Source organism: Streptomyces sp. NBC_01471 (genome assembly GCF_041438865.1).
Classification (GTDB): Bacteria; Actinomycetota; Actinomycetes; order Streptomycetales; family Streptomycetaceae; genus Streptomyces.
The window spans coordinates 2,384,047-2,407,817 of sequence record NZ_CP109450.1 but is presented as its reverse complement, the minus strand read 5'-3'; the positions used below and the strand labels follow the sequence as shown (position 1 = coordinate 2,407,817).

At 71.2% G+C, this 23,771-nt stretch carries 23 protein-coding genes; 12 read left to right on the top strand and 11 right to left on the bottom strand.

The genetic code is table 11. The features are described 5' to 3' along the window. Positions 1-75: 75 nt before the first annotated feature. The 4 genes from OG285_RS10335 to OG285_RS10320 form a co-directional block, all read right to left on the bottom strand. Complete coding sequence (locus OG285_RS10335; RefSeq protein WP_356827251.1) at positions 76-1,209, bottom strand: ABC transporter substrate-binding protein; 1,134 nt, start codon at positions 1,207-1,209, stop codon at positions 76-78. A gap of 60 nt (positions 1,210-1,269) precedes the next feature. Beyond that, a complete protein-coding gene (locus OG285_RS10330) occupies positions 1,270-2,133 on the bottom strand; it encodes an ABC transporter permease (RefSeq protein ID WP_356827250.1) in 864 nt (287 codons plus the stop codon). Continuing rightward, positions 2,130-2,948 carry an ABC transporter ATP-binding protein gene (locus OG285_RS10325; RefSeq protein ID WP_371790809.1) on the bottom strand — a complete coding sequence of 273 codons (819 nt, stop codon included), beginning with the start codon at positions 2,946-2,948 and terminating at the stop codon, positions 2,130-2,132. Before OG285_RS10325 ends, OG285_RS10330 begins: the two co-directional genes overlap by 4 nt. Before the next feature lie 159 nt (positions 2,949-3,107). Next, a complete protein-coding gene (locus OG285_RS10320; RefSeq protein ID WP_356827248.1) occupies positions 3,108-3,524 on the bottom strand; it encodes a Fur family transcriptional regulator in 417 nt (138 codons plus the stop codon). A gap of 126 nt (positions 3,525-3,650) precedes the next feature. On the opposite strand from OG285_RS10320, the gene OG285_RS10315 reads away from it, so the two are divergent. After that, on the top strand, positions 3,651-5,120 hold the full coding sequence (locus OG285_RS10315; protein ID WP_356827247.1) for a catalase: 1,470 nt from the start codon (positions 3,651-3,653) through the stop codon (positions 5,118-5,120). A gap of 139 nt (positions 5,121-5,259) precedes the next feature. Here OG285_RS10315 and OG285_RS10310 read toward each other — a convergent pair whose 3' ends face one another. Together OG285_RS10310 and hisN are read right to left on the bottom strand one after the other, a co-directional pair. Further along, positions 5,260-5,661 carry a cyclic nucleotide-binding/CBS domain-containing protein gene (locus OG285_RS10310; protein WP_371790808.1) on the bottom strand — a complete coding sequence of 134 codons (402 nt, stop codon included), beginning with the start codon at positions 5,659-5,661 and terminating at the stop codon, positions 5,260-5,262. Between the two features lie 197 nt (positions 5,662-5,858). Continuing rightward, positions 5,859-6,653, bottom strand: coding sequence for a histidinol-phosphatase (hisN, locus tag OG285_RS10305; RefSeq protein WP_356827245.1), 795 nt, complete (start codon positions 6,651-6,653; stop codon positions 5,859-5,861). Between the two features lie 151 nt (positions 6,654-6,804). Between hisN and OG285_RS10300 the strand changes: the two genes are divergently transcribed. Next, positions 6,805-7,401: a helix-turn-helix domain-containing protein gene (locus OG285_RS10300; protein WP_356827244.1), complete on the top strand. Its 597-nt coding sequence runs from the start codon at positions 6,805-6,807 to the stop codon at positions 7,399-7,401. Positions 7,402-7,411: 10 nt separating this feature from the next. Here the strand turns inward: OG285_RS10300 and OG285_RS10295 are convergent, their stop codons facing one another. Beyond that, complete coding sequence (locus tag OG285_RS10295) at positions 7,412-9,103, bottom strand: ABC transporter family substrate-binding protein (protein ID WP_356827243.1); 1,692 nt, start codon at positions 9,101-9,103, stop codon at positions 7,412-7,414. A 290-nt stretch (positions 9,104-9,393) separates the two neighbouring features. On the opposite strand from OG285_RS10295, the gene OG285_RS10290 reads away from it, so the two are divergent. From OG285_RS10290 to OG285_RS10280, 3 genes are read left to right on the top strand one after another with little or no spacing between them, the layout of a single operon-like run. Next, a complete protein-coding gene (locus OG285_RS10290) occupies positions 9,394-10,377 on the top strand; it encodes an ABC transporter permease (RefSeq protein WP_356827242.1) in 984 nt (327 codons plus the stop codon). A 14-nt stretch (positions 10,378-10,391) separates the two neighbouring features. Beyond that, on the top strand, positions 10,392-11,327 hold the full coding sequence (locus OG285_RS10285; protein ID WP_356827241.1) for an ABC transporter permease: 936 nt from the start codon (positions 10,392-10,394) through the stop codon (positions 11,325-11,327). Beyond that, positions 11,324-13,399: a dipeptide ABC transporter ATP-binding protein gene (locus OG285_RS10280; protein ID WP_371790807.1), complete on the top strand. Its 2,076-nt coding sequence runs from the start codon at positions 11,324-11,326 to the stop codon at positions 13,397-13,399. Before OG285_RS10285 ends, OG285_RS10280 begins: the two co-directional genes overlap by 4 nt. 37 nt (positions 13,400-13,436) lie before the next feature. Here OG285_RS10280 and OG285_RS10275 read toward each other — a convergent pair whose 3' ends face one another. The 4 genes from OG285_RS10275 to OG285_RS10260 all read right to left on the bottom strand — a co-directional run bounded on the left by OG285_RS10275 (position 13,437) and on the right by OG285_RS10260 (position 16,928). Further along, positions 13,437-13,760 carry a multidrug efflux SMR transporter gene (locus tag OG285_RS10275; protein ID WP_328319545.1) on the bottom strand — a complete coding sequence of 108 codons (324 nt, stop codon included), beginning with the start codon at positions 13,758-13,760 and terminating at the stop codon, positions 13,437-13,439. An 80-nt stretch (positions 13,761-13,840) separates the two neighbouring features. Beyond that, positions 13,841-14,851, bottom strand: coding sequence for a ribosome small subunit-dependent GTPase A (gene rsgA, locus OG285_RS10270; protein ID WP_356827239.1), 1,011 nt, complete (start codon positions 14,849-14,851; stop codon positions 13,841-13,843). Between the two features lie 4 nt (positions 14,852-14,855). Next, entirely contained in the window at positions 14,856-16,196 is a 1,341-nt protein-coding gene (gene aroA, locus OG285_RS10265) for a 3-phosphoshikimate 1-carboxyvinyltransferase (protein ID WP_356827238.1), read from the bottom strand. A gap of 45 nt (positions 16,197-16,241) precedes the next feature. Continuing rightward, positions 16,242-16,928 (bottom strand): M50 family metallopeptidase, encoded by a 687-nt coding sequence (locus OG285_RS10260; RefSeq protein WP_371790806.1) that lies wholly within the window; start codon positions 16,926-16,928, stop codon positions 16,242-16,244. Positions 16,929-16,977: 49 nt separating this feature from the next. Between OG285_RS10260 and OG285_RS10255 the strand changes: the two genes are divergently transcribed. From OG285_RS10255 to OG285_RS10225, 7 genes are all read left to right on the top strand, one after another. Further along, the gene (locus OG285_RS10255; protein WP_371790805.1) at positions 16,978-17,847 is read left to right on the top strand and encodes an SOS response-associated peptidase; all 870 of its coding nucleotides are present in this window, start codon (positions 16,978-16,980) and stop codon (positions 17,845-17,847) included. A gap of 13 nt (positions 17,848-17,860) precedes the next feature. Then, a complete protein-coding gene (locus tag OG285_RS10250) occupies positions 17,861-18,514 on the top strand; it encodes an alpha/beta family hydrolase (protein WP_356827419.1) in 654 nt (217 codons plus the stop codon). A 260-nt stretch (positions 18,515-18,774) separates the two neighbouring features. Next, entirely contained in the window at positions 18,775-19,431 is a 657-nt protein-coding gene (locus tag OG285_RS10245) for a sigma-70 family RNA polymerase sigma factor (protein WP_250297961.1), read from the top strand. Beyond that, complete coding sequence (gene rsrA, locus OG285_RS10240; RefSeq protein WP_266853255.1) at positions 19,428-19,742, top strand: mycothiol system anti-sigma-R factor; 315 nt, start codon at positions 19,428-19,430, stop codon at positions 19,740-19,742. The genes OG285_RS10245 and rsrA overlap by 4 nt, the downstream gene beginning before the upstream one ends. Before the next feature lie 238 nt (positions 19,743-19,980). Next, the gene (locus OG285_RS10235; protein ID WP_356827235.1) at positions 19,981-21,315 is read left to right on the top strand and encodes an HD-GYP domain-containing protein; all 1,335 of its coding nucleotides are present in this window, start codon (positions 19,981-19,983) and stop codon (positions 21,313-21,315) included. After that, positions 21,312-22,601: an HD-GYP domain-containing protein gene (locus OG285_RS10230; RefSeq protein WP_371790804.1), complete on the top strand. Its 1,290-nt coding sequence runs from the start codon at positions 21,312-21,314 to the stop codon at positions 22,599-22,601. Before OG285_RS10235 ends, OG285_RS10230 begins: the two co-directional genes overlap by 4 nt. A 153-nt stretch (positions 22,602-22,754) precedes the next feature. Further along, a complete protein-coding gene (locus OG285_RS10225) occupies positions 22,755-23,738 on the top strand; it encodes a hypothetical protein (protein ID WP_356827233.1) in 984 nt (327 codons plus the stop codon). The last annotated feature ends 33 nt before the right edge of the window (positions 23,739-23,771 follow it).

Below are 23,771 nucleotides of genomic sequence, written 5' to 3'. Positions count from 1 at the left end.
AGTCCGGGCCTTCGGCATGTTCTCCGAGCTTTCGGCATGTACGCGGCGGCATGTCCGGGCGTCAGCGCCCGCCCCTCAGGATGTGTGGCCCACCGCCTCCGCGTACAGCGAGCGGTCCACCACCTTGTCCTCCGGCAGCGGGTCGCCCTGTGCGACCCCGGCGTCCCGGTACGCCTTCTGCAGCCGGTCCGTCGTGCCCTTGCGGATCTCCCAGTCCATCCGGAGCGACGGCGTCGAGGTCAGCACCGACTCGTCGGTCTTCAGCAGCTTGGCCAGCGAGGCCGTGAACCCCTTGTCGGCCTTGTAGTCGCCGGAGAAGTAGGTGTTCACGGTCCGGATGTACGCGCGCAGGAAGGCGACGCCCGCGTCCGGGTCCTTGGTCAGCAGATTCGGGCCGAAGAGCAGCCCGCCGAGCGGTTCGCCCAGCGGCTGGCCGCCCAGGAAGGTGTACTTCGCGTTCCCGTCGACCTTGCGCCAGACCGGGTCGAGCAGCCAGGCGGAGTCGACTCCGCCGTTCTGCAGCGCTGTCAGTACGTCCGCGGAGCCGAGTTGCTGGAAGCCGATCGAGTCCAGCCCGCCGCCGTGGTTCTGGAGCGCCTTCTCCATCGCGTAGGTGACGACCGATCCCTTGCCGATCATCGTGCCCATCTTCCGGCCCTTCATCGTCACCGAGGCAGGGGTCTCACCGTTCTTGAGCCGGGCCCACAGGCCGCTCCTGGACGCCGGGTCGGGGGAGAAGTTCCCGGCGACCCACTTGATGTCGAAGCCGCCTCTGATGCCGTTCATCACGGCTGCCTCGGGCGCCGCCCACTGGGCGTCGATATCGCCCTTGGCGAGCAGCGGGAGCGCGTCCGGCGTCGGCAGTACCTTCAGCTGGACGTCCAGCCCCTCCTTCTTGAACTCTCCCTTCTCCACGGCTACTTCGAGCGGTGCGACGTACTCCGCCGCCAGGGTGCCGGTCGCGAGGACGAGCTTGCGCTTCCTGGCCGGCGGCCGGGGGGCGGGCGCACCCTTCGCGCAGCGGGCCGGCGCCCGGCCCGGGGCGAGGTCGGCCGGGTCGGTCCAGCCCTTGGCGCAGCCCGCGACGGCTCTCACCGGGCGGGGTTTCGCGGCAGGTGCCGGGCCGCCGCTGTCGTGTTTCGCACACCCGGCGGAGACGAGCAGGGAACCGGCGGCGAGCAGGGTGGTGCAGAGCGTGCTGATACGCATGGAGCCTCCGTACGTGCGGACATCGGGGCTGCGGGGGGACCCGTCGGTGGACGGACCGGTTCAGGACTGGCTGCGGCCGCGGTCGCGCGGGGCCCAGGGAGTGAGCAGCCGTCCGGCGATCCGCACCAGCTCGGAGAAGAGCACCCCGAGGACGGCCACACAGACGATCCCGACGAACATCACGTCGTTCTGGAAGAGCGCGCGGGAGTCGAAGATCAGATGCCCGAGGCCGTTCGGCGCGGCGATCTGCTCCGATGCGACGATGACGAGCACGGCCACCCCCGCCGCGATCCGGGCCCCGACGAGCACCGCCGGCAGGGACGCGGGCAGCAGGACGTGCCGGAACATCTGCCAGGGTGACGCGCCGAAGACCTGCCCCGCGTCGCGGTGCCCGGCGGGGACGGCGAGCACCGCCGCCATCGTGGAGATCCAGACGAAGAAGAAGACCGTGGCGGCGACCAGCGCGATCTGCGGCCCCTCGCCGAGCCCGAACATGTTGAGGAAGACCGGCAGCAGAGCCAGCTTCGGGACCACGTACAGCGCGTCGAGCAGCGGTTCGAGGGCGGCCCGTACGAGGGCCAGCGACCCCATCAGCAGACCGAGGACGTATCCCGACACCGTGCCGATCGCATAGCCGCCGAGCACCCGCTTGAGCGTGGCCCACACATCGGGCCAGAGCACGCCGCGGGCGGCGCGGTCCCAGCCGTCGGAGAGGATGGTGGAGGGCGCGGGGTAGACCCGGTCGTCGATCCAGGACCGGTCCGCCGCCAGCTGCCAGAGCAGGATGAGGACGACGGGTACCGCGACGGCGAGTGCCAGTTCCAGGGTGCGGCGCCTGCGGTGGGTGCGTACGGGGTGCAGCTCCTGCGGGCCGGGCCGTCTGACCAGCACTCCGTCCTTCGGGGCCTTGACCGCCGTGCTCATGCCGGGACCGCCTCTCCGCGTACCTCGCCGCGCAGCAGCTCCCACAGCTCGGACTTGAGCGCGGTGAACTCGGGGGCCGACCGCATGTCGCCGGTCCGGGGCCGGGGGAACGGCGGCCGGCGCTCGGCGATGATCCGGCCGGGGCGCGCCGACATCACCAGGACCCGGTCGCCCAGGACGATCGCCTCTTCGAGGCTGTGGGTGATGAAGAGGGCCGTGGTGCGGGTGGTCTGGGTGAGTTCGAGCAGCTCGTCCTGGAGGATGGTCCGCAGCTGTGCGTCGAGGGCCGCGAACGGCTCGTCCATCAGCAGGATCTCGGGCTCCACGGCGAGGGCGCGGGCGATGGCGACCCGCTGGCGCATGCCGCCGGAGAGGGCCCCGGGGTAGGCGTCGGCGAAGTCGGCCAGTCCGATGCGTGCCAGCCAGTCGCGGGCGCGGCGGTCGGCCTCCCTGCGCGGGACCCGCTGGATGTCGAGGCCGAACCGGACGTTGGCCAGGACGTTCTTCCAGTCGTAGATGCCGTAGTCCTGGAAGATCATCGCGGCGGGACGGGCGGACGCGGTACGGATGGACAGCTCACCCGTGCTGGGGCGCAGCAGCCCGGCCGCGATCCGCAGCAGGGTCGACTTGCCGCAGCCCGACGGGCCGACGATGCAGGTGAACTCGCCGGGGGCGATGTCCAGATCCAGTGGTCCGAGGGCGTCCAGGGCGGTGCGGCCGCGGCCGAAGGTGCGGGTGAGGGACCGGGCGTGGAGTTTGGCGGATCGGCCGGGCGCCGGTTCTGGGGTGAGTGGGGGCGGGTGCGGGTCTCCCACGGTGTCTCCTTGCGGAGGTGGTGGACGGGTGATCGCCGCAGAGGATATGACGGGTCGTCAGATACTGGAAGAGGCATGCACGCGCCGGGGCCCGGGGGCGCGCACGACGGAGCCCCGGGGCGCTTGCCCCGGGGCTCCGGTGGGAGTGCTGGAGAGGGTTCAGGCTCCCGCACAGGCCGGGCAGATGCCCCGGTACGTCACCTCGACGTCGGAGATCGTGAAGCCGAAGCGCTCCGTGTCCGGGAGGTCCCGCAGGGGGTTGCCCGCGGGGTGCACGTCGCGGATGGAGCCGCACTGGGCGCAGACCAGGTGCTGGTGCGGCCGGTGCGCGTTCGGGTCGTACCGCTTGGCGCGGCGGTCCGTGGAGACCTCGATCACCTCGCCGAGGACGACCATCTCGCCCAGGGTGTTGTAAACCGTTGCCCGGGAGATCTCCGGCAGCCGCGAGACGGCGCGGGCATGTACCTCGTCGGCGGTCAGATGAACGTGGTCCCCGTCGAGGACCTCGGCCACGACGCGACGCTGGGCGGTCATGCGCCAGCCCCGCTCGCGCAGGCGTTCCAACAGGTCACTCATAAGGTCCAGCCTAACAGGAGAAGGGTCGAGTCCCGAATGGATGTGACTTTGGACTATCACTTGACTTAGACAAAGTCCATCGTAGGATCGGGAGCGGCACACGCCAAGGGACAGGACACAGCAGGAATGACGCAGGAGGCGCACGTGACGCAGGGACCACTCACCACGGAGACCGGAGCTCCGGTTGCCGACAACCAGAACAGCGAGACCGCAGGCGCCGGTGGTCCGGTTCTGGTGCAGGACCAGCTGCTCCTCGAGAAGCTCGCGCACTTCAACCGTGAGCGCATTCCGGAGCGCATCGTGCACGCCCGCGGCGCAGGCGCGTACGGCACCTTCACGCTGACCCGCGACGTCTCGCAGTGGACGCGCGCGAAGTTCCTCTCCGAGGTCGGCAAGCAGACCGAGACCTTCCTGCGCTTCTCGACCGTGGCGGGCAACCTCGGTTCGGCGGACGCGGTGCGTGACCCCCGCGGCTTCGCGCTGAAGTTCTACACGGAGGAGGGGAACTACGACCTCGTCGGGAACAACACGCCCGTCTTCTTCATCAAGGACGCCATCAAGTTCCCCGACTTCATCCACACCCAGAAGCGCGACCCGTACACCGGTTCGCAGGAGGCCGACAACGTCTGGGACTTCTGGGGTCTCAGCCCCGAGTCGACCCACCAGGTGACCTGGCTCTTCGGTGACCGCGGCATCCCGGCGACCTTCCGCCACATGAACGGGTACGGCTCGCACACGTACCAGTGGAACAACGCGGAGGGCGAAGCCTTCTGGGTCAAGTACCACTTCAAGACCGACCAGGGCATCAAGAACCTCACCACCGACGAGGCCAACCGCCTCTCGGGCGTGGACCCGGACAGCCACCAGCGCGACCTGCGTGAGTCCATCGAGCGCGGTGACTTCCCGTCCTGGACCGTGCAGATCCAGGTCATGCCGGTGGCCGACGCGGCCAACTACCGCTTCAACCCGTTCGACCTGACCAAGGTCTGGCCGCACGAGGACTACCCGCCGATCGAGATCGGGAAGCTGGAGCTCAACCGCAACCCGGAGAACATCTTCGCCGAGGTCGAGCAGTCCACCTTCTCGCCGGCCAACTTCGTGCCGGGCATCGGTCCTTCGCCGGACAAGATGCTCCAGGGCCGTCTCTTCGCGTACGGCGACGCGCACCGCTACCGCGTCGGCATCAACGCCGACCACCTGCCGGTGAACCGTCCGCACGCCGCCGAGGTGAACACCAACTACCGGGACGGCGTGCTGTACGACGGCCGTCACAAGGGCAGCAAGAACTACGAGCCGAACAGCTTCGGCGGCCCCTTCCAGACGGACCGGCGGCTCTGGAACTCCACCCAGGTCAGCGGCGCCACGGGCAACCACCCCGCGCCCAGCCACGCGGAGGACGACGACTTCGTCCAGCCCGGCAACCTGTACCGCCAGATGACCGAGGACGAGAAGGGCAGGCTCGTCGAGAACCTGGCCGGCTTCATCTCGAAGGTCTCGCGCGACGACATCGCCGAGCGCGCGGTGAACAACTTCCGCCAGGCCGACGGTGACCTCGGCAAGCGGCTGGAAGCGGCGGTCCAGGCCCTGCGCGCCTGAACCGCACCGGCCGGAGCACCGGCTGAGCAGGACTGAGGAGGGCCGGATCCCCGTGCGGGGGTCCGGCCCTCCCGTGCTGTCCGCGTACGGGAACCGCTGTGCCCGTACACCGGGTTGCCCGTACACCGGGTTGTCCGGGTCAGGAGACCAGCGCCGCCGGTGCGCTTCTGTCCGGCGCCCAGCAGCGGATGATGTCGCGCACCGACACGACCCCGACGGGGCCGATGTCGTCGAGCACGATGAGATGCCGGAAGCCGCCGTTCGCCATCGCGCCCGCGGCTTCCTCCAGGGTCCAGGAGGGTGCGGCGAAGACGACATCGGTGGTGGTGTGGGCGCCCGCGGTCTCCTGGTCGGGATCCAGGCCGCCGCCGACGGCGTTCAGGATGTCGCGTTCGGTGAGAATGCCGACCCCGCAGGTGTCGGGATCGAGGACGACAGCCGCGCCGATACGGCGTGCGGACATCAGAGTGGCGGACTGTCGGAGGGTGTGGGCCGGGCCGATGGTGAGGACCACCGTGCTCATGGCGTCGCGGACGAACATGGCGGGTGCCACCTCCTGGGGAATCCAGCATGCGCGTGAATTCACAAGTTCACAAGTGGGGGAGCTCTCAGAGTCCCACCCGGGTGCGAGGTGAGCAAGGGTGCGGAAGGAGTCAGCAGGGGTGAAGAGGGTGGTGCGGAAGCGCCGCCGCCTCCGCTTCCGTGAAACGCGCCCCGGTCAGTACCTGCCGGGGGTGTTCATCCGCGCAGATAGCTCAGCAGTTCCCCGTGGAGCAGCCCGTTGGAGGCGGCCGCGTTGCCGCCCTCGACTCCCCGCACCCCGTCCAGGCTGGTGAACTCGCCGCCGGCCTCCTGGACGACGATGGCGGTGGCCGCCATGTCCCAGAGCGACAGCTCGGGCTCCGCGCACATGTCCACCGAACCCTCGGCGACCATCATGTACGGCCAGAAGTCCCCGTACCCCCGGGTGCGCCAGCAGTCCCGGGTCAGGTCCAGGAAGCCGTCGAGCCGGCCCTGTTCGTCCCAGCCGGTCAGCGAGGAGTACGCGAACGACGAGTCCGAGACCTTGGCGACCTTGGAGACGTGCAGCCGGGTGGCCGAGGTCAGACTGCGCCCGGTGTACGCGCCGCCGCCCTTCGCCGCCCACCAGCGGCGGCCCAGCGCCGGTGCGGACACCACGCCGACCACCGGTTCGTGGCCGTCCTCGCCCGCCACCGCGAGCGAGATCAGCGTGGCCCAGACCGGGACCCCGCGTACGTAGTTCTTGGTGCCGTCGATCGGGTCGATGATCCAGCGGCGCGGGCCCGTGCCCGACAGGCCGTACTCCTCACCGAGGATCGCGTCGCGGGGCCTGGCGCGCTGGAGCTGTCCGCGGATCAGCTCCTCGGCGCCCTTGTCGGCCTCCGTCACGGGGGTCATGTCCGGCTTGGTCTCGACCTTCAGGTCGAGGGCCTTGAACCGGTCCATGGTCGCCGCGTCGGCGGCGTCCGCGAGGACATGGGCGAAGCGCAGATCATCGTGGTAGTCGGGCATGGTCGTCACAGTATCCACCGGGTGCTCGATCGAGCCACAGGGCCCTGCCGGGCGGGCTGTCGCACGGGAGGTCGACAGGGGGCCGGGTATTGACACCCCTGCGGCCTCCGTCAACTCTGAGCGCAGAGCCGTACCGCCCCCGGAGGCGACGATGCCCGCAGCGCGAGAATCCCTGCTCGACTCCGCCCTCACAGCCCTCACCGAACGCGACTGGTCCGCCGTGCGCATGGTGGATGTGGCGTCCGCTGCGGGGGTCTCCCGGCAGACCCTCTACAACGAGTTCGGTTCCAAGGAGGGCCTGGCCCGCGCCCTGGTACGGCGCGAGGCCGACCGGTACCTCCGGGGCGTGGAGCGTGCGCTGGCCGGACCGGCCACGGAACGCGAGCGGATGGTGGCCGTCGCCGAGTGGACGGTCGCGGCCGCCCGTTCGCGCCCGCTGGTTCGGGCGCTGCTGACCGGCTGCTGGGCCGGTCGGCTGCCCGCGCCCGGCCCAGCGCCCCGGCCCGGCAGGTCGTACGTCCCCGCCCAGCGCCGTGCGGACACGGGGCCGCCCGCGCCGGGCGAGCTGATCGCGGCGGTACGCCACCGGGCGGCCCTGGCGCTGACCGCCGGACATGTGGAGGAGGAGGCGGCCGACCTCGTGTACCGGTGCGAGGTGGCCGTACGCCTCGCGCTCTCGCACCTCCTCGCACCGGGCGATCTGACGCTCGATCGCCTGGTGCGCGACGCGGTGGTGCGGGCGGCGTGAGCGGCGCGTCCTACTTCTTGAGCCAGCCGACCTTGGTGTAGTCGGTGTCGGCGAGGCCGGTCGCTCCGTAGTTGGCGAGGCCCTTGCGGACCGCGATGATCTGCGGGCGCTGGTACAGCTCGATCGAGTGGCCGAGCTTCCAGATCTCCGCGTCGGCCTCGTTGTAGAGCTTGATGGCCTGGGCGTGGTCGGTGGCCTCGCCGGCCTTCTTCATCAGCGCGTCGATCTTCGGGGAGCCGACCGAGCCGAAGTTCTGGAAGAGGTTCTTGCCCCGCGGCTGCTGGAAGACGGGGTAGATCTTGCTCGTGTAGCTTTCGTCGACGTTGCGGAAGCTGGCGAGGTCGAAGTTGCCGAGGTTCACGAACTTGTTGAAGTAGTCGTTGGCCGGGACCTTCTTGATCTCGACCCGGACGCCCACCGCTCCGTACATCTGCTGCACCAGTTCGGCCTGGTCGGTGGAGGAGGAATTGCCGCCCGCGCTCAGGACGTAGTCGAGGGTGAGCTTCTTACCGTCCTTGGTGCGCGGCTTGCCCTCACCCGCGCTCTTCCAGCCCGCCTCGTCCAGCAGCTTCTTGGCCTTCTCGGGGTCGAACTTGTCGAACTCGCTGGTGTTGTCCTGGTAGCCCTGCTGGTTGGGCATGAAGAAGTGGTTGTCCAGCGGCTTCAGTTCGAAGGACAGGTCCTTGGCGAAGCTGGCGTTGATTCCCTTGCGGTCGGTGGCCGCCTGGAGGGCGTTCCGCACCCTGACGTCCTTCAGCGGGCCCCGGCCGCCGTTGAGCGTGATGTGCACCTCGTCCCAGCGCGCCCCGCGGCGGATGTCGGTGTCCGGGGCCTTGACCAGCCGCTTGTAGTCCTCGGGCTGGATGGCGGGCGCGTCGTCGACTTCCTTGTTGAGGTACGCCTCGGTGTTGGCGCTGATGTCGAGGACGCGGTAGACGATGGAGGCCAGCCTGGGCTTGTTCCCCCACCACTTGGGGTCGGGGACCAGGGTGACGGTCTGGCCCGTCTTGTCATACGTGCCGACCTTGAACGCGGCTCCGGTGACCGGCGCCTTCTGTGTCCAGCCCGTGTTGAACTTCTGCGGGGTGCCGATGTAGGCGGCCGGGTACAGCGGGTCGAAGAGGCGCTGCCAGTCGGCGTACGGCGTGCCGAAGGTGATCTTCACCGCATGTGTGTCGGCGCCCTGCTCGACCTTGGATATCTGGTCGTAGCCCGTGGTGTCGGCCGCTTCGTACGCCTTGTCCTTACCGTTCAGCGCCGTCCACTGGGCGTGGAAGTCCTTCCAGCTCAGCGGCTTCCCGTCGGACCACTTCGCCTTCGGGTTCAGCTCGTACGTCACCACCTGCGGGCTGGTGGACGTGACCTTGGCCGAGACCACGAAGTTGGGGTTGGGGTGGCCGATCCCCTTGGCGTCGGCGTCGAAGAGATCGGGCAGGACCGCTCCGGCGAGGTCCGCGCCGTCCCCCTGCTGGCCGTCCACCTGGTTGATGTTGTACTGCGTGATCCACTGATCGATCCCGAACCGCAGCGAGCCGCCCTGCTTCAGGTCGCTCACCGGATGCGCGTTGATGCTCTGGCCGTCCGCCTGCGGAGCCGCCTGCTTCTTGGCCGAGTCGCCGTCACCGTCGGAGGAGCTGCAGCCCGCCACCGCCAGGGTGGCCGACAGTGCTGCGGCGATGGCGACAACGGTGGTTCTGCGCATCGGTGTTCTTCCTCCGGTTCAAGGTGACCTGATCGAGGTCACAGTCCCCGAGAAGGTAAGTCGATCTCCTTGCACAACGGGAGGGCTCCGGTGATGCTGTTATCCATTCTTTGCATGCGCGCAACAAACACTGGTCAAACTGGATCAACAAGCCGACGAAAAGCACCCGATGAATGACGCCGGACGATCGATACTCGATCAGCACCGGACAAAGGCACCGATGGGGCCTGCCGCGGCCGTGATCCCACCACGATCCCCAGCGCCCGAACCCCAGCGGAGGACCAACACCCGTGGCCGCCTTCCTGGCCAAGCGACTCGGCTACTACGCCGTCCTGTTGCTTGTCGCCATCTGTCTGTCGTACCTGCTGGCGTCACTCGCGCTCGATCCGCGCGCGTACTACGAGGGGCGCCAGCCACCCCTCTCGCCCAGCTCCGTCGACCACCACCTCACCGCGCTCGGCGTCAACGACCACACGCCGCTGCTCACCCGCTTCGCCCACTGGGCCGGACACGCCCTGCGCGGTGACCTCGGGCAGACCATCGACGGGACCTCGGTGGGCGCGGAGTTCGGCCGCCGGATCGGGGTCAGCCTGCGGCTGCTGCTCCTGGGCAGCATCCTCGGCACGGTCATCGGCGTCCTCGCCGGGGCCTGGACCGCCGTACGCCAGTACCGGCTCTCCGACCGCACGGTGACCCTGATCTCCTTCGTGCTGCTCTCCACGCCGGTGTTCCTGCTCGCGGTGCTGCTGAAGATCGGTGCGATCTGGTTCAACCAGAAGACCGGCACCGACTTCATCGAGTTCACCGGTGAGAAGACCCCCGGAGTGGACTCCGGCTTCTTCGCCGTGCTGAAGGACCGTTCGGTGCACCTGCTGCTGCCGACCGTCTCCATCGCGCTGGGCACCATCGCCAGCTACAGCCGTTACCAGCGCTCCACCATGCTCGACGTCCTCGGCTCGGACTATCTGCGCACCGCACAGGCCAAGGGCCTCACGCGGCGCACCGCGCTGATCAGACACGGGCTGCGGACCGCGCTGATCCCCATGTCGACGTACTTCAGCTACGGGTTCCTGGCGCTCTTCACCGGCGCCACCTTCACCGAGACGATCTTCGGCTGGCACGGGATGGGCGAGTGGTTCGTCTCCTCCATCGGCAAGAACGACGTCAACTCGGTCGTCGCCGTCAACGTGTTCGCCGCCGTGCTGGTGCTGCTCTCCGGCTTCCTCGCGGACGTCCTGCACGCCGCGCTCGACCCGCGCATCCGGAACGCCTGAGGAGTACGGACACCATGACCGCTGTCATAGAGACCGCCGCCGCCGACGCGGCCGGCCAGGGTGCGGAGCCGATACGCCCCGCGGGGCGCGCCTCGGTGGTGCTGCGCCGTTTCGTACACAACCGGGGCGCGCTCACCGGAGCCGTCCTGCTGCTGCTGCTCTTCCTGCTGGCCTTCGCCGGCCCGCTGATCAGCCGCTGGGACTACAGCCACATCGACTACACCGCACTGCGGGAAGCCCCGAGCGCCCAGCACTGGTGGGGCACCAACCGCATCGGCCAGGACGTCTTCGCCCAGACCATCCGGGGACTCCAGAAGTCCCTGCTGATCGGTCTGCTCGTGGCGCTGTTCTCCACGGTCCTGGCCTCGCTGACCGGCGCCTGCGCCGGGTACTTCGGCGGCTGGACCGACCGGATCCTGATGTTCTTCGTCGACCTGCTGCTGGTCTTCCCGTCCTTCCTGATCATCGCGATCATCTCGCCGCGGCTGCAGAACGGCGGCTGGTTCGCCTTCGTCGGGCTGCTCGCCGTCTTCGGCTGGATGATCACCGCACGCGTGGTCAGGTCGATGACGCTGTCGCTGAAGGAACGCGAGTTCGTGCGTGCGGCCCGGTACATGGGCGTCGGACCCTTCCGGATCATCTGGCGTCATGTGGTGCCCAACATCGCCTCGTTCCTCATCATCGACGCCACCATCGCGGTCGGCGGCGCGGTGATGAGCGAGACAGCGCTCTCGTACTTCGGGTTCGGCGTCCAGTCGCCCGACGTCTCGCTGGGCACGCTCATCGCCTCCTCGACGGGGGCTGCCGTCACGTATCCCTGGATGTTCTTCTTCGCAGCGGGGCTTCTGATCATTTTCGTACTCGCGGTGAATCTGGTGGGAGACGGGCTGCGCGACGCGCTGGACCCGACCTCCCGCCGGCGCCGCAGCCGCAAGGGGGCAAAGCGATGACCGCGGTACTCGAAGTGAGTGGTCTGGAGGTCGACTTCGACGGCGCACCCGCGGTCCGCGGCGTGAGCTTCTCGCTGCGGCGCGGCGAAGTGCTCGGCCTGGTGGGGGAGTCGGGGTCCGGCAAGTCCGCGACCGCGCTCGCCGTCCTCGGGCTGCTGCCCGGGAACGCGGCCGTACGCGGATCGGTCAGGCTCGACGGTACGGAACTCGTCGGCGCCTCCGACCGCGAGCTGTCCGCGGTGCGCGGCAGCCGGATCGGCATGGTCTTCCAGGACCCGCTCTCCGCCTTCACCCCCGTCTACCGGATCGGCGACCAGATCGCCGAGGCGGTCCGGGCCCACCAGGACATCCCGCGTGCGGCGGCCCGTGCGCGCGCCGTCGAACTCCTCGACCTCGTCGGGATCCCGGAGCCCGGACTCAGGGCGCAGTCCTATCCGCACGAGTTCTCCGGCGGGATGCGCCAGCGCGCCATGATCGCGATGGCCATGGCGAACAACCCGGACGTCATCCTCGCCGACGAGCCGACGACCGCCCTGGACGTCACCATCCAGGCGCAGGTGCTCGATGTGCTGCGCACCGCGCAGCGCGAGACCGGCGCCGCGCTGGTCCTCGTCAGCCACGACCTCGGGGTGATAGCGGGCGCGGCGGACCGGGTGGCGGTGATGTACGCGGGACGGATCGTGGAGAGCGCCCCCGCCGAAGAGCTCTTCGAGCGGCCCCGGATGCCGTACACACTGGGCCTGATCGGCGCGGTGCCCCGGCTGGACACCGCCGGTGAGGTGCTGGTGCCGATCCCCGGGTCACCGCCCACGGCCGGGAGCACCGGGCCCGGCTGCCCGTTCGCACCGCGCTGCCCGCTCGCCGGGGAGCCCTGCCTGACGGCTGAGCCCGCCCTGCGGACCGTGGACGGGCACGCGGTCGCGTGCGTACGCGCCGACGAGATCGCGGAGAAGCGGCTCGGCCCGCTCGATGTGTTCCCGGTACCGGACATCCCGCCCGCTGCCGAAGCCGCACCTGCCACCGGAGCCGCACCTGGTGCCCCCGCCGGAGGGACCGGCGCCGGCGCCGTGCTGGACGTGCGCGGACTCGTCAGGACGTTCCCCGTTCTGAAGGGCAGCGCCTTCAAGCGGCGGGTCGGCACCGTGCACGCCGTGGACGGGGTCGATCTGCGGATCCGCCGCGGCGAGACCCTCGCACTCGTCGGGGAATCCGGTTCCGGCAAGTCCACCACGCTCTTCGAGCTGCTCAACCTGGTGCGCCCCGAGGGCGGCGAGATCGAGCTCTTCGGACAGTCGCTCGACGGTCTCGGCGCGGCTGCCCGCCGGGCGCTGCGCGGACAGGTGCAGATCGTCTTCCAGGACCCGATGGCCAGCCTCGACCCGCGGATGACGGTCGGTGACATCGTCGCCGAGCCGCTGCGTGCCCAGGGCACGGACCGCAGGACCGCGGCGGGACGCGTCCCCGGACTGCTCGGACAGGTCGGCCTCGACCCGGCGCACGCCACCCGCTTCCCGCACGAGTTCTCCGGCGGCCAGCGCCAGCGCATCGGCATCGCCCGCGCCCTGTCCGTCGGCCCGAAACTGCTGGTCCTCGACGAACCGGTCTCCGCGCTCGACGTGTCCGTGCAGGCGGGCGTCCTCAACCTGCTGCGGCGGCTCAAGTCCGAGCTGGGTCTGGCCTATCTGTTCGTCTCGCACGACCTGTCCGTGGTGCGGCACATCGCGGACCGGGTGAGCGTCGTCTACCTCGGGCGCACCGTCGAGTCGGGGGCGGTCGGTGAGGTCTTCGAGCGGCCCAGGCACCCGTACACGCAGGCGCTGCTCTCCGCCGTCCCGCTGCCGGACCCGGTGCGCGAACGCGAGCGGCAGCGCACCAGGATCCTGCTGCCCGGTGACCCGCCCAGCCCCACCCACCGGTACGAGGGCTGCCGCTTCCGGGCCCGCTGCCCCGTCTTCGCGCGGCTCGGCGCGGACGAGCGGAAGCGCTGCGAGAGCGAGGTGCCGGTGGACCAGCGGCACGCGGCCGACCATGTGGCGGCCTGTCACTTCCCCGCGGTGCGCGAGGTGGTGTGACGATCCCCGGCCCGCGACCGCCCGGCCCGCGGCCGCGTCAGTGCGCCGAACCGGAGATCTGGAGCCCGATCACGCCCACGATCACGAGCCCGATCGAGACGAGTTTGAGGGTGGAGACGATGTCACCGAGGAAGACCATCCCGTAGATCGCGGTGCCCGCCGCGCCGATGCCGGTCCACACGGCGTAGGCGGGCCCGACATCCAGCTTCCGCAGCGAGAGCGTCAGCAGCCCGAAGCTGCCCAGCGCGAACGAGGCGAAGGCGATCGTCGGCCAGAGCCGGGTGAATCCGTGCGAGAGCTTGAGACACACGGCGAAGCCGGTCTCCAGGAGTCCCGCGACCACGACCAGCAGCCACGCCATTCAGTGCCTCCCCTTGGGGCCTGTCGTTACTGGGAGCGATTATGCATTCAGCCAGCTCGGCCGGGCGGCAAACCGGTGGATCAGTCGCCCTCGCGCCGCTCCCGGGTGGCCAGCAGCCTGCGCAGTGAATCCAGCCGCGCCGGGTCGGCGTGCCCCCCGGCCACCCAGGCGTCCAGGGCGCACTCCGGCTCGTCGTGGCTGCAGCCGCGCGGGCACTCCTCCGTACCCGGCACCAGATCGGGGAAGGCGAGGATGACGCGTGAGGGGTCCACATGGTGGAGCCCGAAGGACCGCACGCCCGGGGTGTCGACGACCCAGCCGCGGTCGTCCGGCAGGGGGAGCGCCAGGGCCGAGGTCGTGGTGTGCCGGCCGCGGCCGGTGACCGCGTTGACGTGGCCGGTGCTGCGCCGTCGGTCTTCCGGCACCAGTGCGTTGACCAGGGTCGTCTTCCCGACGCCCGAGTGGCCGACGAACGCGGTGACCTTGTCGTTCAGGAAGTCCCTGACCCGGTCGGCCGCCTCGCCCTTCGCCAGCTCGTCGCGGCTGGTCACCACGTACGGGATGTCGAGCGCCCCGTAGGAGGCGAGCAGTTCGTCGGGCGGGGCCAGGTCGGACTTGGTGAGCACCAGCAGCGGGGTGAGGCCGCCGTCGTACGCGGCCACCAGGCAGCGGTCGATCATGCGCGGGCGCGGCTCGGGGTCGGCCAGGGCGGTGACGATCGCCAGCTGGTCGGCGTTGGCGACCACGACTCGCTCGAACGGGTCGTCGTCGTCGGCCGTGCGGCGCAGCACCGACTTCCGGGGCTGGATGCGCACGATGCGGGCCAGGGTGTCCTTGGCGCCGGAGAGGTCCCCGACGATCATGACCTGGTCGCCGACCACGGCGGCCTTGCGGCCCAGCTCACGGGCCTTCATGGCGGTCACCGCGCGCCCGTCGACCAGACAGGTGAGCCGGCCCCGGTCGACCGTGAGGACCATGCCCTCGGCGGCTTCCTCGTGCTTGGGGCGGATGTTCGTACGGGGGCGGTTGCCCTTGGGGTTGGGGCGGACGCGGATGTCGTCCTCGTCGGGGTTCTTGCCGTATCGGCGCATCGCGTCAGGCCTTGAGCATTTCGGTCCACATCTCAGTGAAGTCGGGGAGTGTTTTGGCGGTTGTCGCCACATTCTCGATCTGTACGCCGTCGACGGCGAGCCCGATCACCGCACCGGCCGTGGCCATGCGGTGGTCGTCGTACGTGTGGAAGACGCCGCCGTGCAGCGGGCGCGGGCGGATCCGGAGCCCGTCGGCGGTCTCGCTGACATCGCCCCCGAGTCCGTTGATCTCCGCGGTCAGCGCCGCCAGCCGGTCGGTCTCGTGCAGCCGCAGGTGGGCGACACCGCGCAGCGTGGACGGTCCGTCGGCGAGTGCCGCGACGGCGGCGATGCCCGGGGTCAGCTCGCCGACCTCGCTCAGATCCACGTCGATGCCGTGGATCCGGCCTGATCCGGTGAACTCCAGGCCGCGCTCGGTCAGCTCGCAGCCGCCTCCCATCGCGGTGAAGATCTCCCGCAGCGCGTCCCCCGGCTGGGTGGTCCGCGCGGGCCAGTCGGGGACGGTGACCCGGCCGCCGGTGACCAGGGCGGCCGCCAGGAACGGCTGGGCGTTCGACAGGTCGGGCTCGACGGTCAGGTCCCGGCCGAGCACGGCGCTGGGGGAGACCCGCCAGACATTCGGCTCGCCGCCCGTCTCCGGCTCGTCGACCTGGGCGCCGACCGCGCGCAGCATGTCCACGGTCATCCGGATGTGCGGCAGCGAGGGCAGTGTGGCCCCGGTGTGCCGTACCTCGACGCCCTGGTTGAAACGCGGCGCGGAGAGCAGCAGCGCCGAGATGAACTGGGACGAGGACGACGCGTCGATCTCGACGCGGCCGCCGTCGAGCGCCCCGCCGCCGTGCACCGTCAGCGGCAGCGCCCCCCGCCCGTCGTCGTCGATCCGGGTGCCGAGCGCGCGCAGCGCGTCCACGACGCCGTGCAGCGGACGCTCGTACGACCGGGGGTCGCCGTCGAAGCGGACGGGCCCGTCGGCGAGTGCGGCGACCGGGGGCAGGAAGCGCATGACCGTGCCGGCGTTGCCGACGTCGATGGTGGCCGGCCCGTGCAGCCCCGCCGGAATCACCCGCCAGGCCTCACCCGTGCCGCCCGTCGCCCCCACGGCCGCGGAGCTGGACGAGACGGTCTCCTCGATGCGGACGCCCAGCGCCCGCAGGGCGTCGGCCATCAGCAGGGTGTCGCGGGAGCGCAGCGGGCGGCGGAGCCAGCCCGGCTCGGCGGCCAGGGCGGCCAGCACGAGTCCGCGGTTGGTGACCGACTTCGATCCGGGCACGGTCACCGTCGCGTCGACGGCTCCTGACGCGTACGGGGCGGGCCAGTGAGGAGTGTGCGCGGAACTTTCGGTCATGGCCCTCACTTTACTGATGGCCGGGGGGCCGGGGCGCCGCCCGTCTCACAGGCCCAGCAGCCAGCGCCCGCCGCCGATGAGCGCGCAGAGCGAGACGAGGTGGAAGACCAGCAGCCACACCGTCGGAGGGAGATGGGTGAGCCGGCCGAGCTGGTCGGCGTCCGAATCGCCCGCATGGCCGCGCACCCGCTTGCGCTGGAGCTCGAAGGCCGGGCGCACACCGCCGATGAGCAGGAACCAGACAGCCGTGTACGCGAACGCCGCCTGCACCTCGGCGCTGGTCAGCCAGGAGATCAGGACGAACGCGGCGCCCGTGACGATCACGGTGAGCGCCCCGTACGCGTTGCGGATCATCACGAGCATCGCGAGGAGCAGGACGCAGGCGGCCCAGAGGAAGAGAGTGATGTGGTCGGCGGCGAGCAGCCAGGCACCGCCGAGCCCCAGCAGCGGCGGCGCGGTGTATCCGGCGCCCGCCGTGAGGATCATGCCGAGGCCGGACGGTTTGCCGCGGCTGACGGTGAGGCCGCTGGTGTCGGAGTGCAGCCGGATGCCGTCCAGACGGCGACCGGTGAGCAGCGCGATCAGACCGTGGCCGCCCTCGTGGGCGATGGTGACGGCGTTGCGGGTGAGCCGCCATATGCGGTGCGGGAAGACCGCGAGCAGTGCGACGACGCCGGTGACGATCACCAGCCACTGGTCGGGGTCGGACTGGGTGGCGAAGACGCGGTCCATGGTGGGAAGGGGCTCCTCAGCAGATGGCGGTCGTGGCAGTCTGGCAAATATGTGCGGACGGTTTGCGGCGAGTCGTGGACCCGAGGATCTCGCAGGGATCTTCGGGGTGGAGAAGGGGGATGCCCCGTCCCGGTCGGAGACGGTGGTCCCCGACTGGAATGTGGCACCGACGAAGACGGTCCAGGTCGTACTGGAGCGTCCACTGAAAGACGCGGCATCACGCCGTCCGGTTCGGCAGCTGCGGAATCTGAGGTGGGGACTCGTGCCCTCCTGGTCGAAGTCGCCCGAGGGCGCCGCCCGGATGATCAACGCACGGGCCGAGACGGTCCAGGAGAAGCCGTCGTTCCGGCGGGCCTTCGCCGCGCGCCGCTGCATCGTCCCCGCCGACGGCTACTACGAGTGGATGACCGAGCCGGACGAGCGGCGGCTCGAAGTGGAGGGCAAGAAGAAGCGGGCACGCAAGCAGCCCTACTTCGTGACGCCCGCCGACGGGTCGGTGATGGCCTTCGCCGGTCTGTACGAGTTCTGGCGGGACCCGACGCTGCCCGCCGACCACCCGCACGCGTGGTGGGCGACCTGCACGATCGTCACGACCGAGGCGGAGACCACCCCGCTCGCCGGACAGGCTTTGGGAGCGGGAGCGGGAGCGGGAGCCGGACAGGACGAGGGGGAGGAGGACGGCCCGCGGTCGCTGGCCGCGATACATCCCCGGATGCCGCTGGTGCTGACCCCGGACCGCTGGGACGACTGGCTGGACCCGGCCCACACGGACCCGGCGCGGCTGGCCCCGCTGCTCGATCCGCCGCCCGCCGGACTCGTACGGGCGTACCCGGTGTCCACGGCGGTCAGCAATGTTCGCAACAACGGCCCGGAGCTGCTGACCGCACTGGAGGGCCCCGAGGAGGGCACACTCTTCTGATGTGACTCAGAGCATGATCGTGGAGAGTGTCGACACCCCCGCCGGTGAAGCCCGCATCACCTGGCATCCCGCTGCCCGCCCGCATCTCGTGATCGCGCTGGGCCATGGCGCCGGCGGCGGCATCGAGGCGCGCGACCTCCAGGCGCTGGCCGCCGCGCTGCCGCCGCTCGGGGTGGGTGTCGCGCTCGTGGAACAGCCCTGGCGGGTGGCCGGCCGGAAGGTCGCGCCCGCGCCGAAGACCCTGGACACCGGGTGGCGCGCGGTCTGGCCCGCACTGCGCCGCCCCGGACTGCCGGTGGTCGCGGGCGGGCGGAGCGCCGGGGCGCGGGTGGCCTGCCGGACCGCCGGGGAGCTGGGTGCCCGCGGGGTCCTGGCGCTGAGCTTTCCGCTGCACCCGCCGGGGAAGCCGGAGAAGTCCCGGCAGAGGGAGCTGACCGCTGCCGGGGTCAGCACTCTGGTCGTACAGGGCGTGAAGGACCCGTTCGGCAGGCCGGCCGAATTCCCGGACGCAGCCGCGTTCACTGCGGGGGACTTCGAGCTGGTGGAGGTGGCGGACGCCGACCACGGCTTCGCCGTGCCGAAGCGGGCGCCGACCGGCCAGGAGCAGGCACTGAAGATCATCACGGACGCCGTGGGCGGGTGGGCCGTGCGGCTGCGGGAATGCTGAGTCCGGGAATGCCGAGTCGCGGAGCGCTGTTGTGGGGAACGTCGGTGCTCGACACCGGCACACAGAAGCTTGTTCGTGGAGAGGGAGTCCGTCGCATGGGTTCGACCATCTGCCCGCGCCGCCCGCACGCCGCTGACCTGGAGTGGACGGTGCTTTCGGCGGACCGGAGCGCTTCTTCCCGGGCGGCGGGCGGACCGGATCGTCGTCTATCCTCCGATTCGAGTGGGTCCGCATTCGGATCCGCCACGGCGTTGGAGGAGGTGGGTCCGGTCACTGGGACCGACACAGGGACCGAAGACGGCCATGCGGAAGAGACGGCCGCGGAGCGCAATGCGCGCTTCGAGCGGGATGCCCTCGGCTACCTCGACCAGATGTACTCGGCCGCGCTGCGCATGACGCGCAATCCGGCCGATGCCGAGGACCTGGTGCAGGAGACCTACGCGAAGGCGTACGGCTCGTTCCACCAGTTCCGCGAGGGGACCAACCTCAAGGCGTGGATGTACCGCATCCTCACGAACACGTTCATCAACTCGTACCGCAAGAAGCAGCGTGAGCCTCAGCGCAGTGCCGCCGAGGAGATCGAGGACTGGCAGCTCGCCCGCGCCGAGTCGCACATGTCCACCGGTCTGCGCTCCGCCGAGTCGCAGGCGCTCGACCACCTGCCCGACTCGGACGTGAAGTCCGCACTGCAGGCGATCCCCGAAGAGTTCCGCATCGCGGTGTATCTCGCCGATGTCGAGGGCTTTGCGTACAAGGAGATCGCAGACATCATGGGGACACCCATCGGGACGGTCATGTCCCGGCTGCACCGGGGCCGCCGTCAGCTGCGCGGCATGCTGGAGGACTACGCACGCGACCGCGGGCTGGTCCCGGCGGGCGCCGGAGAGTCGAACGAAGCGAAAGGTTCGGGCTCATGAGCTGCGGAGAGCCGCACGAAACGGACTGCTCCGAGGTCCTGGACCATCTCTACGAGTTCCTCGACCACGAGATGCCGGACAACGACTGCACCAAGTTCGAGGTGCACTTCGAGGAGTGCTCCCCGTGCCTGGAGAAGTACGGCCTGGAGCAGGCCGTGAAGAAGCTGGTGAAGCGCTGCTGCGGCAGTGACGACGTACCGGCGGACCTCCGGTCCAAGGTCATGGGACGCATCGACCTGATCCGCTCGGGACAGGCGGTGCCCGACCAGGACATCACCGTCACCGACCGGTCGGCGGCCGCTCAGGAGTAACCGCCCCCTGGGGGCCGGGCACCCGGCCCCCAGCACGGAACACAGCGGGACCACGTCACAGCGGGACCACGGCGCGCACGCCGTGGTCCCGCTGTGTGCCATGTCCCGGTTTTCGCCCCGGACCGTCACCCGATGGGCTGCTGATCCGCCGATGCGGCCCCCCGGAACCCCGCCCGCGCCTATTGTCCCCACCCTGTACGGACGCCGGAGCCGTGCGGGCCCGGACGAGGAGGCCGCCATGCGGGCACTGCCGCCGACGGCGCGTGCCTGCGTCCTGTGCGCGGTCCTGTGCGCCGTCGGCTGTGTGCTGCCCGCCCTCACCGACCCCGCGACGCCCTGGGCGGCCGTGGCCCTGCTCGCCGCGGTGTACGCCGGGTGCGAGCTGCTCGCCCGCAGATCGCCGGGGACGGGGTCGTTCTTCGCGGTGCTCCTCGCCGCCGCCCTGCTCCTGCCACCCGCGGCCGCCGCGCTGACCGCCGTGCCCGGGGCGCTGCTCGGCGCCGCCGAGCACCCTCCGTACGGCGTCCGGCGGGTCTGGCACGCCGCGCAGCTCGTGCTCGCCGTGCGGGCCGCCGCCGAGGTCCCGGCGCTCTTCGGCGGGGTGCGCAGGCCCCCGGACTTCCCGTACGCCCTGCTGCCGGCCCTCGCGGCCGCCCTGGGCCTCTGCCTGGCGCTGACCGCACTGGACGGCGCCGTCCGGGCCGCCGCCGAGCGCCTGCCCGCCCGCACCGTGCGCGACGCGCTGGTGCGCTCACTCGCCCCGCACACCGTGCACGGTCTTGCCGGGCTCATGATGGCGGTCCTGTGGCGCAGCCCCTTCGGACCGCCCGCCGCCCTCGTCGTGCTGCTGCCCATGTACATCTCCAGCTGGGTCTTCGCGCAGTACCACCGCGAGCGCGCCGCCCACCGGGCCACGATCCGGGCGCTGGTCCAGGCCGTCGACATCAAGGACCAGTACACCCGCGGCCACAGCGAACGCGTCGGCCGGGCGTCGGCGATGATCGCCGGGGAGCTGGGGATGGCCGGTGACCGCCTGGAGGCGCTCCGCTTCGCCGGGATCCTGCACGACGTGGGGAAGCTCGGGGTGCCCACCAGACTGCTCAGGAAGGACGGGCCGCTGACGCCCGACGAGCGCCGCGTCATCGAGCTGCACCCCGAGTACGGGCACGAGATGGTCCGTGGCATCGGCTTCCTCGGCGAGGCCAGGGCCGCCATCCTCCACCACCACGAGCGGCTCGACGGCTCCGGCTACCCGTACGGGCTCTCCGGGCAGCAGATCCCCGAGTTCGCCCGGGTCGTCGCCATCGCCGACGCCTTCGACGCCATGACGTCCACCCGCTCCTACCGCCGGGCCAGACCCGTCGACGCGGCCCTGCGGGAGCTGCTGCGCTGTGCGGGGACGCAGTTCGACCCGCTGATGGTCGAGGCGTTCGTACGGGCGCTCGCCCGGCACGGCTGGCACCCCGCCGTCACCGCCGACGAACCGGACGCCCACCCGCACGGCGCCGTCCCGCCCGCCCGCGCCCGGGCCGCGGCGCCCGGCCCGCCCGCCGACCTGGAGCACCCCGCGTGAGCGCCCGCACGCCCTGCGCCGTGCGCCTCGTCCACGGCGCCGCCGCCCTGGTCGCCGCGGCCGGTCTCGGCTGGACCCTCTGGCACGGCGTCGGCGACGCGGCCACCGCGCTCGCCTTCGGGATACTCGTCGCGGCGGGCGAGCTCACCCGCCGTACCGGCCCCGGCAGCGAGCGCGAACCCGCCCCGCTCGGCGCGGCCGGTGCCCTCGCCTACGCCCTGCTCGGCCAGAACGCCGGCCACCCCACCGTGCACGGTGTGCCCCAGGTCGTCGCCGTCGTCGTGGCCGGCGCGCTCGCGGGCACCGCACCGCACGTCGCGCGCGGCCGCGGCCCCACCGCGGACCACATGGCCCGCCGGGTGCTCACGGTCGCCTTCGCCGCCACCTGCTTCCAGCCCCTGTGCGGCGCGGGGCGGACAGCGGCCTGGGTGGTCCGCGGCCCCTCGTACGCCGTCGTGCTGATCCTTCTGCTCGGCCTCACCGCCCTCTGCGACGCCGTCCTGGCCGCCGCGCTGGCACACGCCCGCACCCGCTGCCCCTCCCCGGGCCCTCGGCCCCGCCCGGACAGGGGAGTCCCCATCGGGCCGCTGCTCGGCGGTGAACTGCGCGCACTCGCGGGCATCGGCTCGGCCGTCTGCGCCACCGGTGTGGTGATGGCGCTGGGCGTCGCGGTGGCGGGGCTGTGGGCGCTGCCCGTCGTCTCCGTGCCGCTCCTGCTCACCCAGCTCTCGCTCCGCCGCCAAGCCCTGGTCCGCACGACCTACCGCCAGACCATCACCTCGCTCGCCCGCGCCACCGAGATCGCCGGATACACCCCGCACGGCCACGCCCGCAGGGTCGCCGAGCTCAGCCGCGCCGTCGGCCGGGAGCTGGGGCTCTCCGAACCGGCGCTGACCGTCCTGGAGTACGCGGCCCTGATGCACGACATCGGCCAGCTCTCCCTCGTCGACCCGGTCCCGGGCGGCGCCACCGCACCGCTGCCACCGGGCGAACAGCGCAGGATCGCGCTGCTCGGCGGCGCCGTGGTCCGCCAGACCGGGGTCGACTCCCGGGTCGCCGTGATCGTGGAGCGGCAGGCGGATCCGTACCGCGAGCAGCCGCTCACCGCCCGGATTGTGCGGGCCGTCAATGCGTACGAGGACCTGGCCGGGGAAAATGAAGAAGTGAGAGGTGCGGGCGGTCCGCTGGGTGTGCTGGAGCGGCTGCGCCTGGGCACCGGCCACGACTACCAGCCGGAAGTCGTGGAATCCCTCGCCCGTGTGCTCTCCCGGGGCGGTGTCGCCTGACGGTGTCCCGGGAGCGGAATCCGGGCCCCGGAGCGGGTAACCGATGGGTAATGAGCGCCGCTCCGACTGGGCATGGTTGGATGCGAAGAGAGGGTGTCCGGGGGAATCGGAGCCCGGAAGCAGAGTCCTTTCAGCGACCGGCAGGCGGGAATCGTGAGGATCTTCGGGAAGGTACGGCATCGGCCCTCCGCATCCTGGCGGCAGGCCACGGACCGCGCGTTCACGCTGATCGGCGACGGTCGGTACGAGGACGCGGGAGCGCTCCTCACCCGCGCGGCCGATCTGGAACCGTGGCTCTCCGAGTCCTGGTTCAATCTGGCCCTGCTGCACAAGTTCCGGCACGACTGGGACCGGGCACGGACCGCGGGGCTGCGCGCCGTGGCGCTGCTGGACCGCGAGGCGGGCGCCCCGGACTGGTGGAACGTCGGGATCGCGGCCACCGCGCTGCAGGACTGGCCGCTGGCCCGCCGGGCCTGGCAGGCGTACGGGCTGCGGGTCCCGGGCGAGCCCGCGGCCAGCGGCGAGCCGCTCGGTATGGACCTCGGCTCGGCCGCCGTGCGGCTCTCCCCGGAAGGGGAGGCCGAGGTGGTCTGGGGCCGCAGGCTCGACCCCGCCCGGATCGAGGTGCTCTCCATCCCGCTGCCGTCCTCCGGCAGGCGCTGGGGCGAGGTCGTCCTGCACGACGGCGTCCCGCACGGCGAGCGCGTCACCGCAGCGGGCCCCTCCTACCCCGTGTTCGACGAGATCGAGCTGTGGGCGCCCTCGCCGGTGCCGACCTGGGTGGTGCTGCTCGAAGCGGCGACCGAGGAGGACCGGGACGCCCTGGAACAGCTGGCCGCCGACGCGGGCTTCGCCGCCGAGGACTGGTCGTCCTCCGTCCGGCTGCTCTGCCGCGCCTGCTCCGAGTCGGAGATGGAGAGCGACGAGGGCGACGGGGAGCAGCGCCCCGACCCGCACGACCACAGTGAGCCCGGCCACCCCGGCCCGCTCGGCCACCGCACGGCCGGCGGCCTCTGGGTCGCCGAGCGCGAGTGCGGCATAGCCGCCCCGGCGGGACTGGTGCGCGGACTGCTCGACGGCTGGGTCGCGGACAGTCCGGACAGCCGCGAGTGGCGGGACCTCGAAGAGGTCTGCTGAGCCCGCTCCCTATTGCTGGACGGCCCGTTAGGC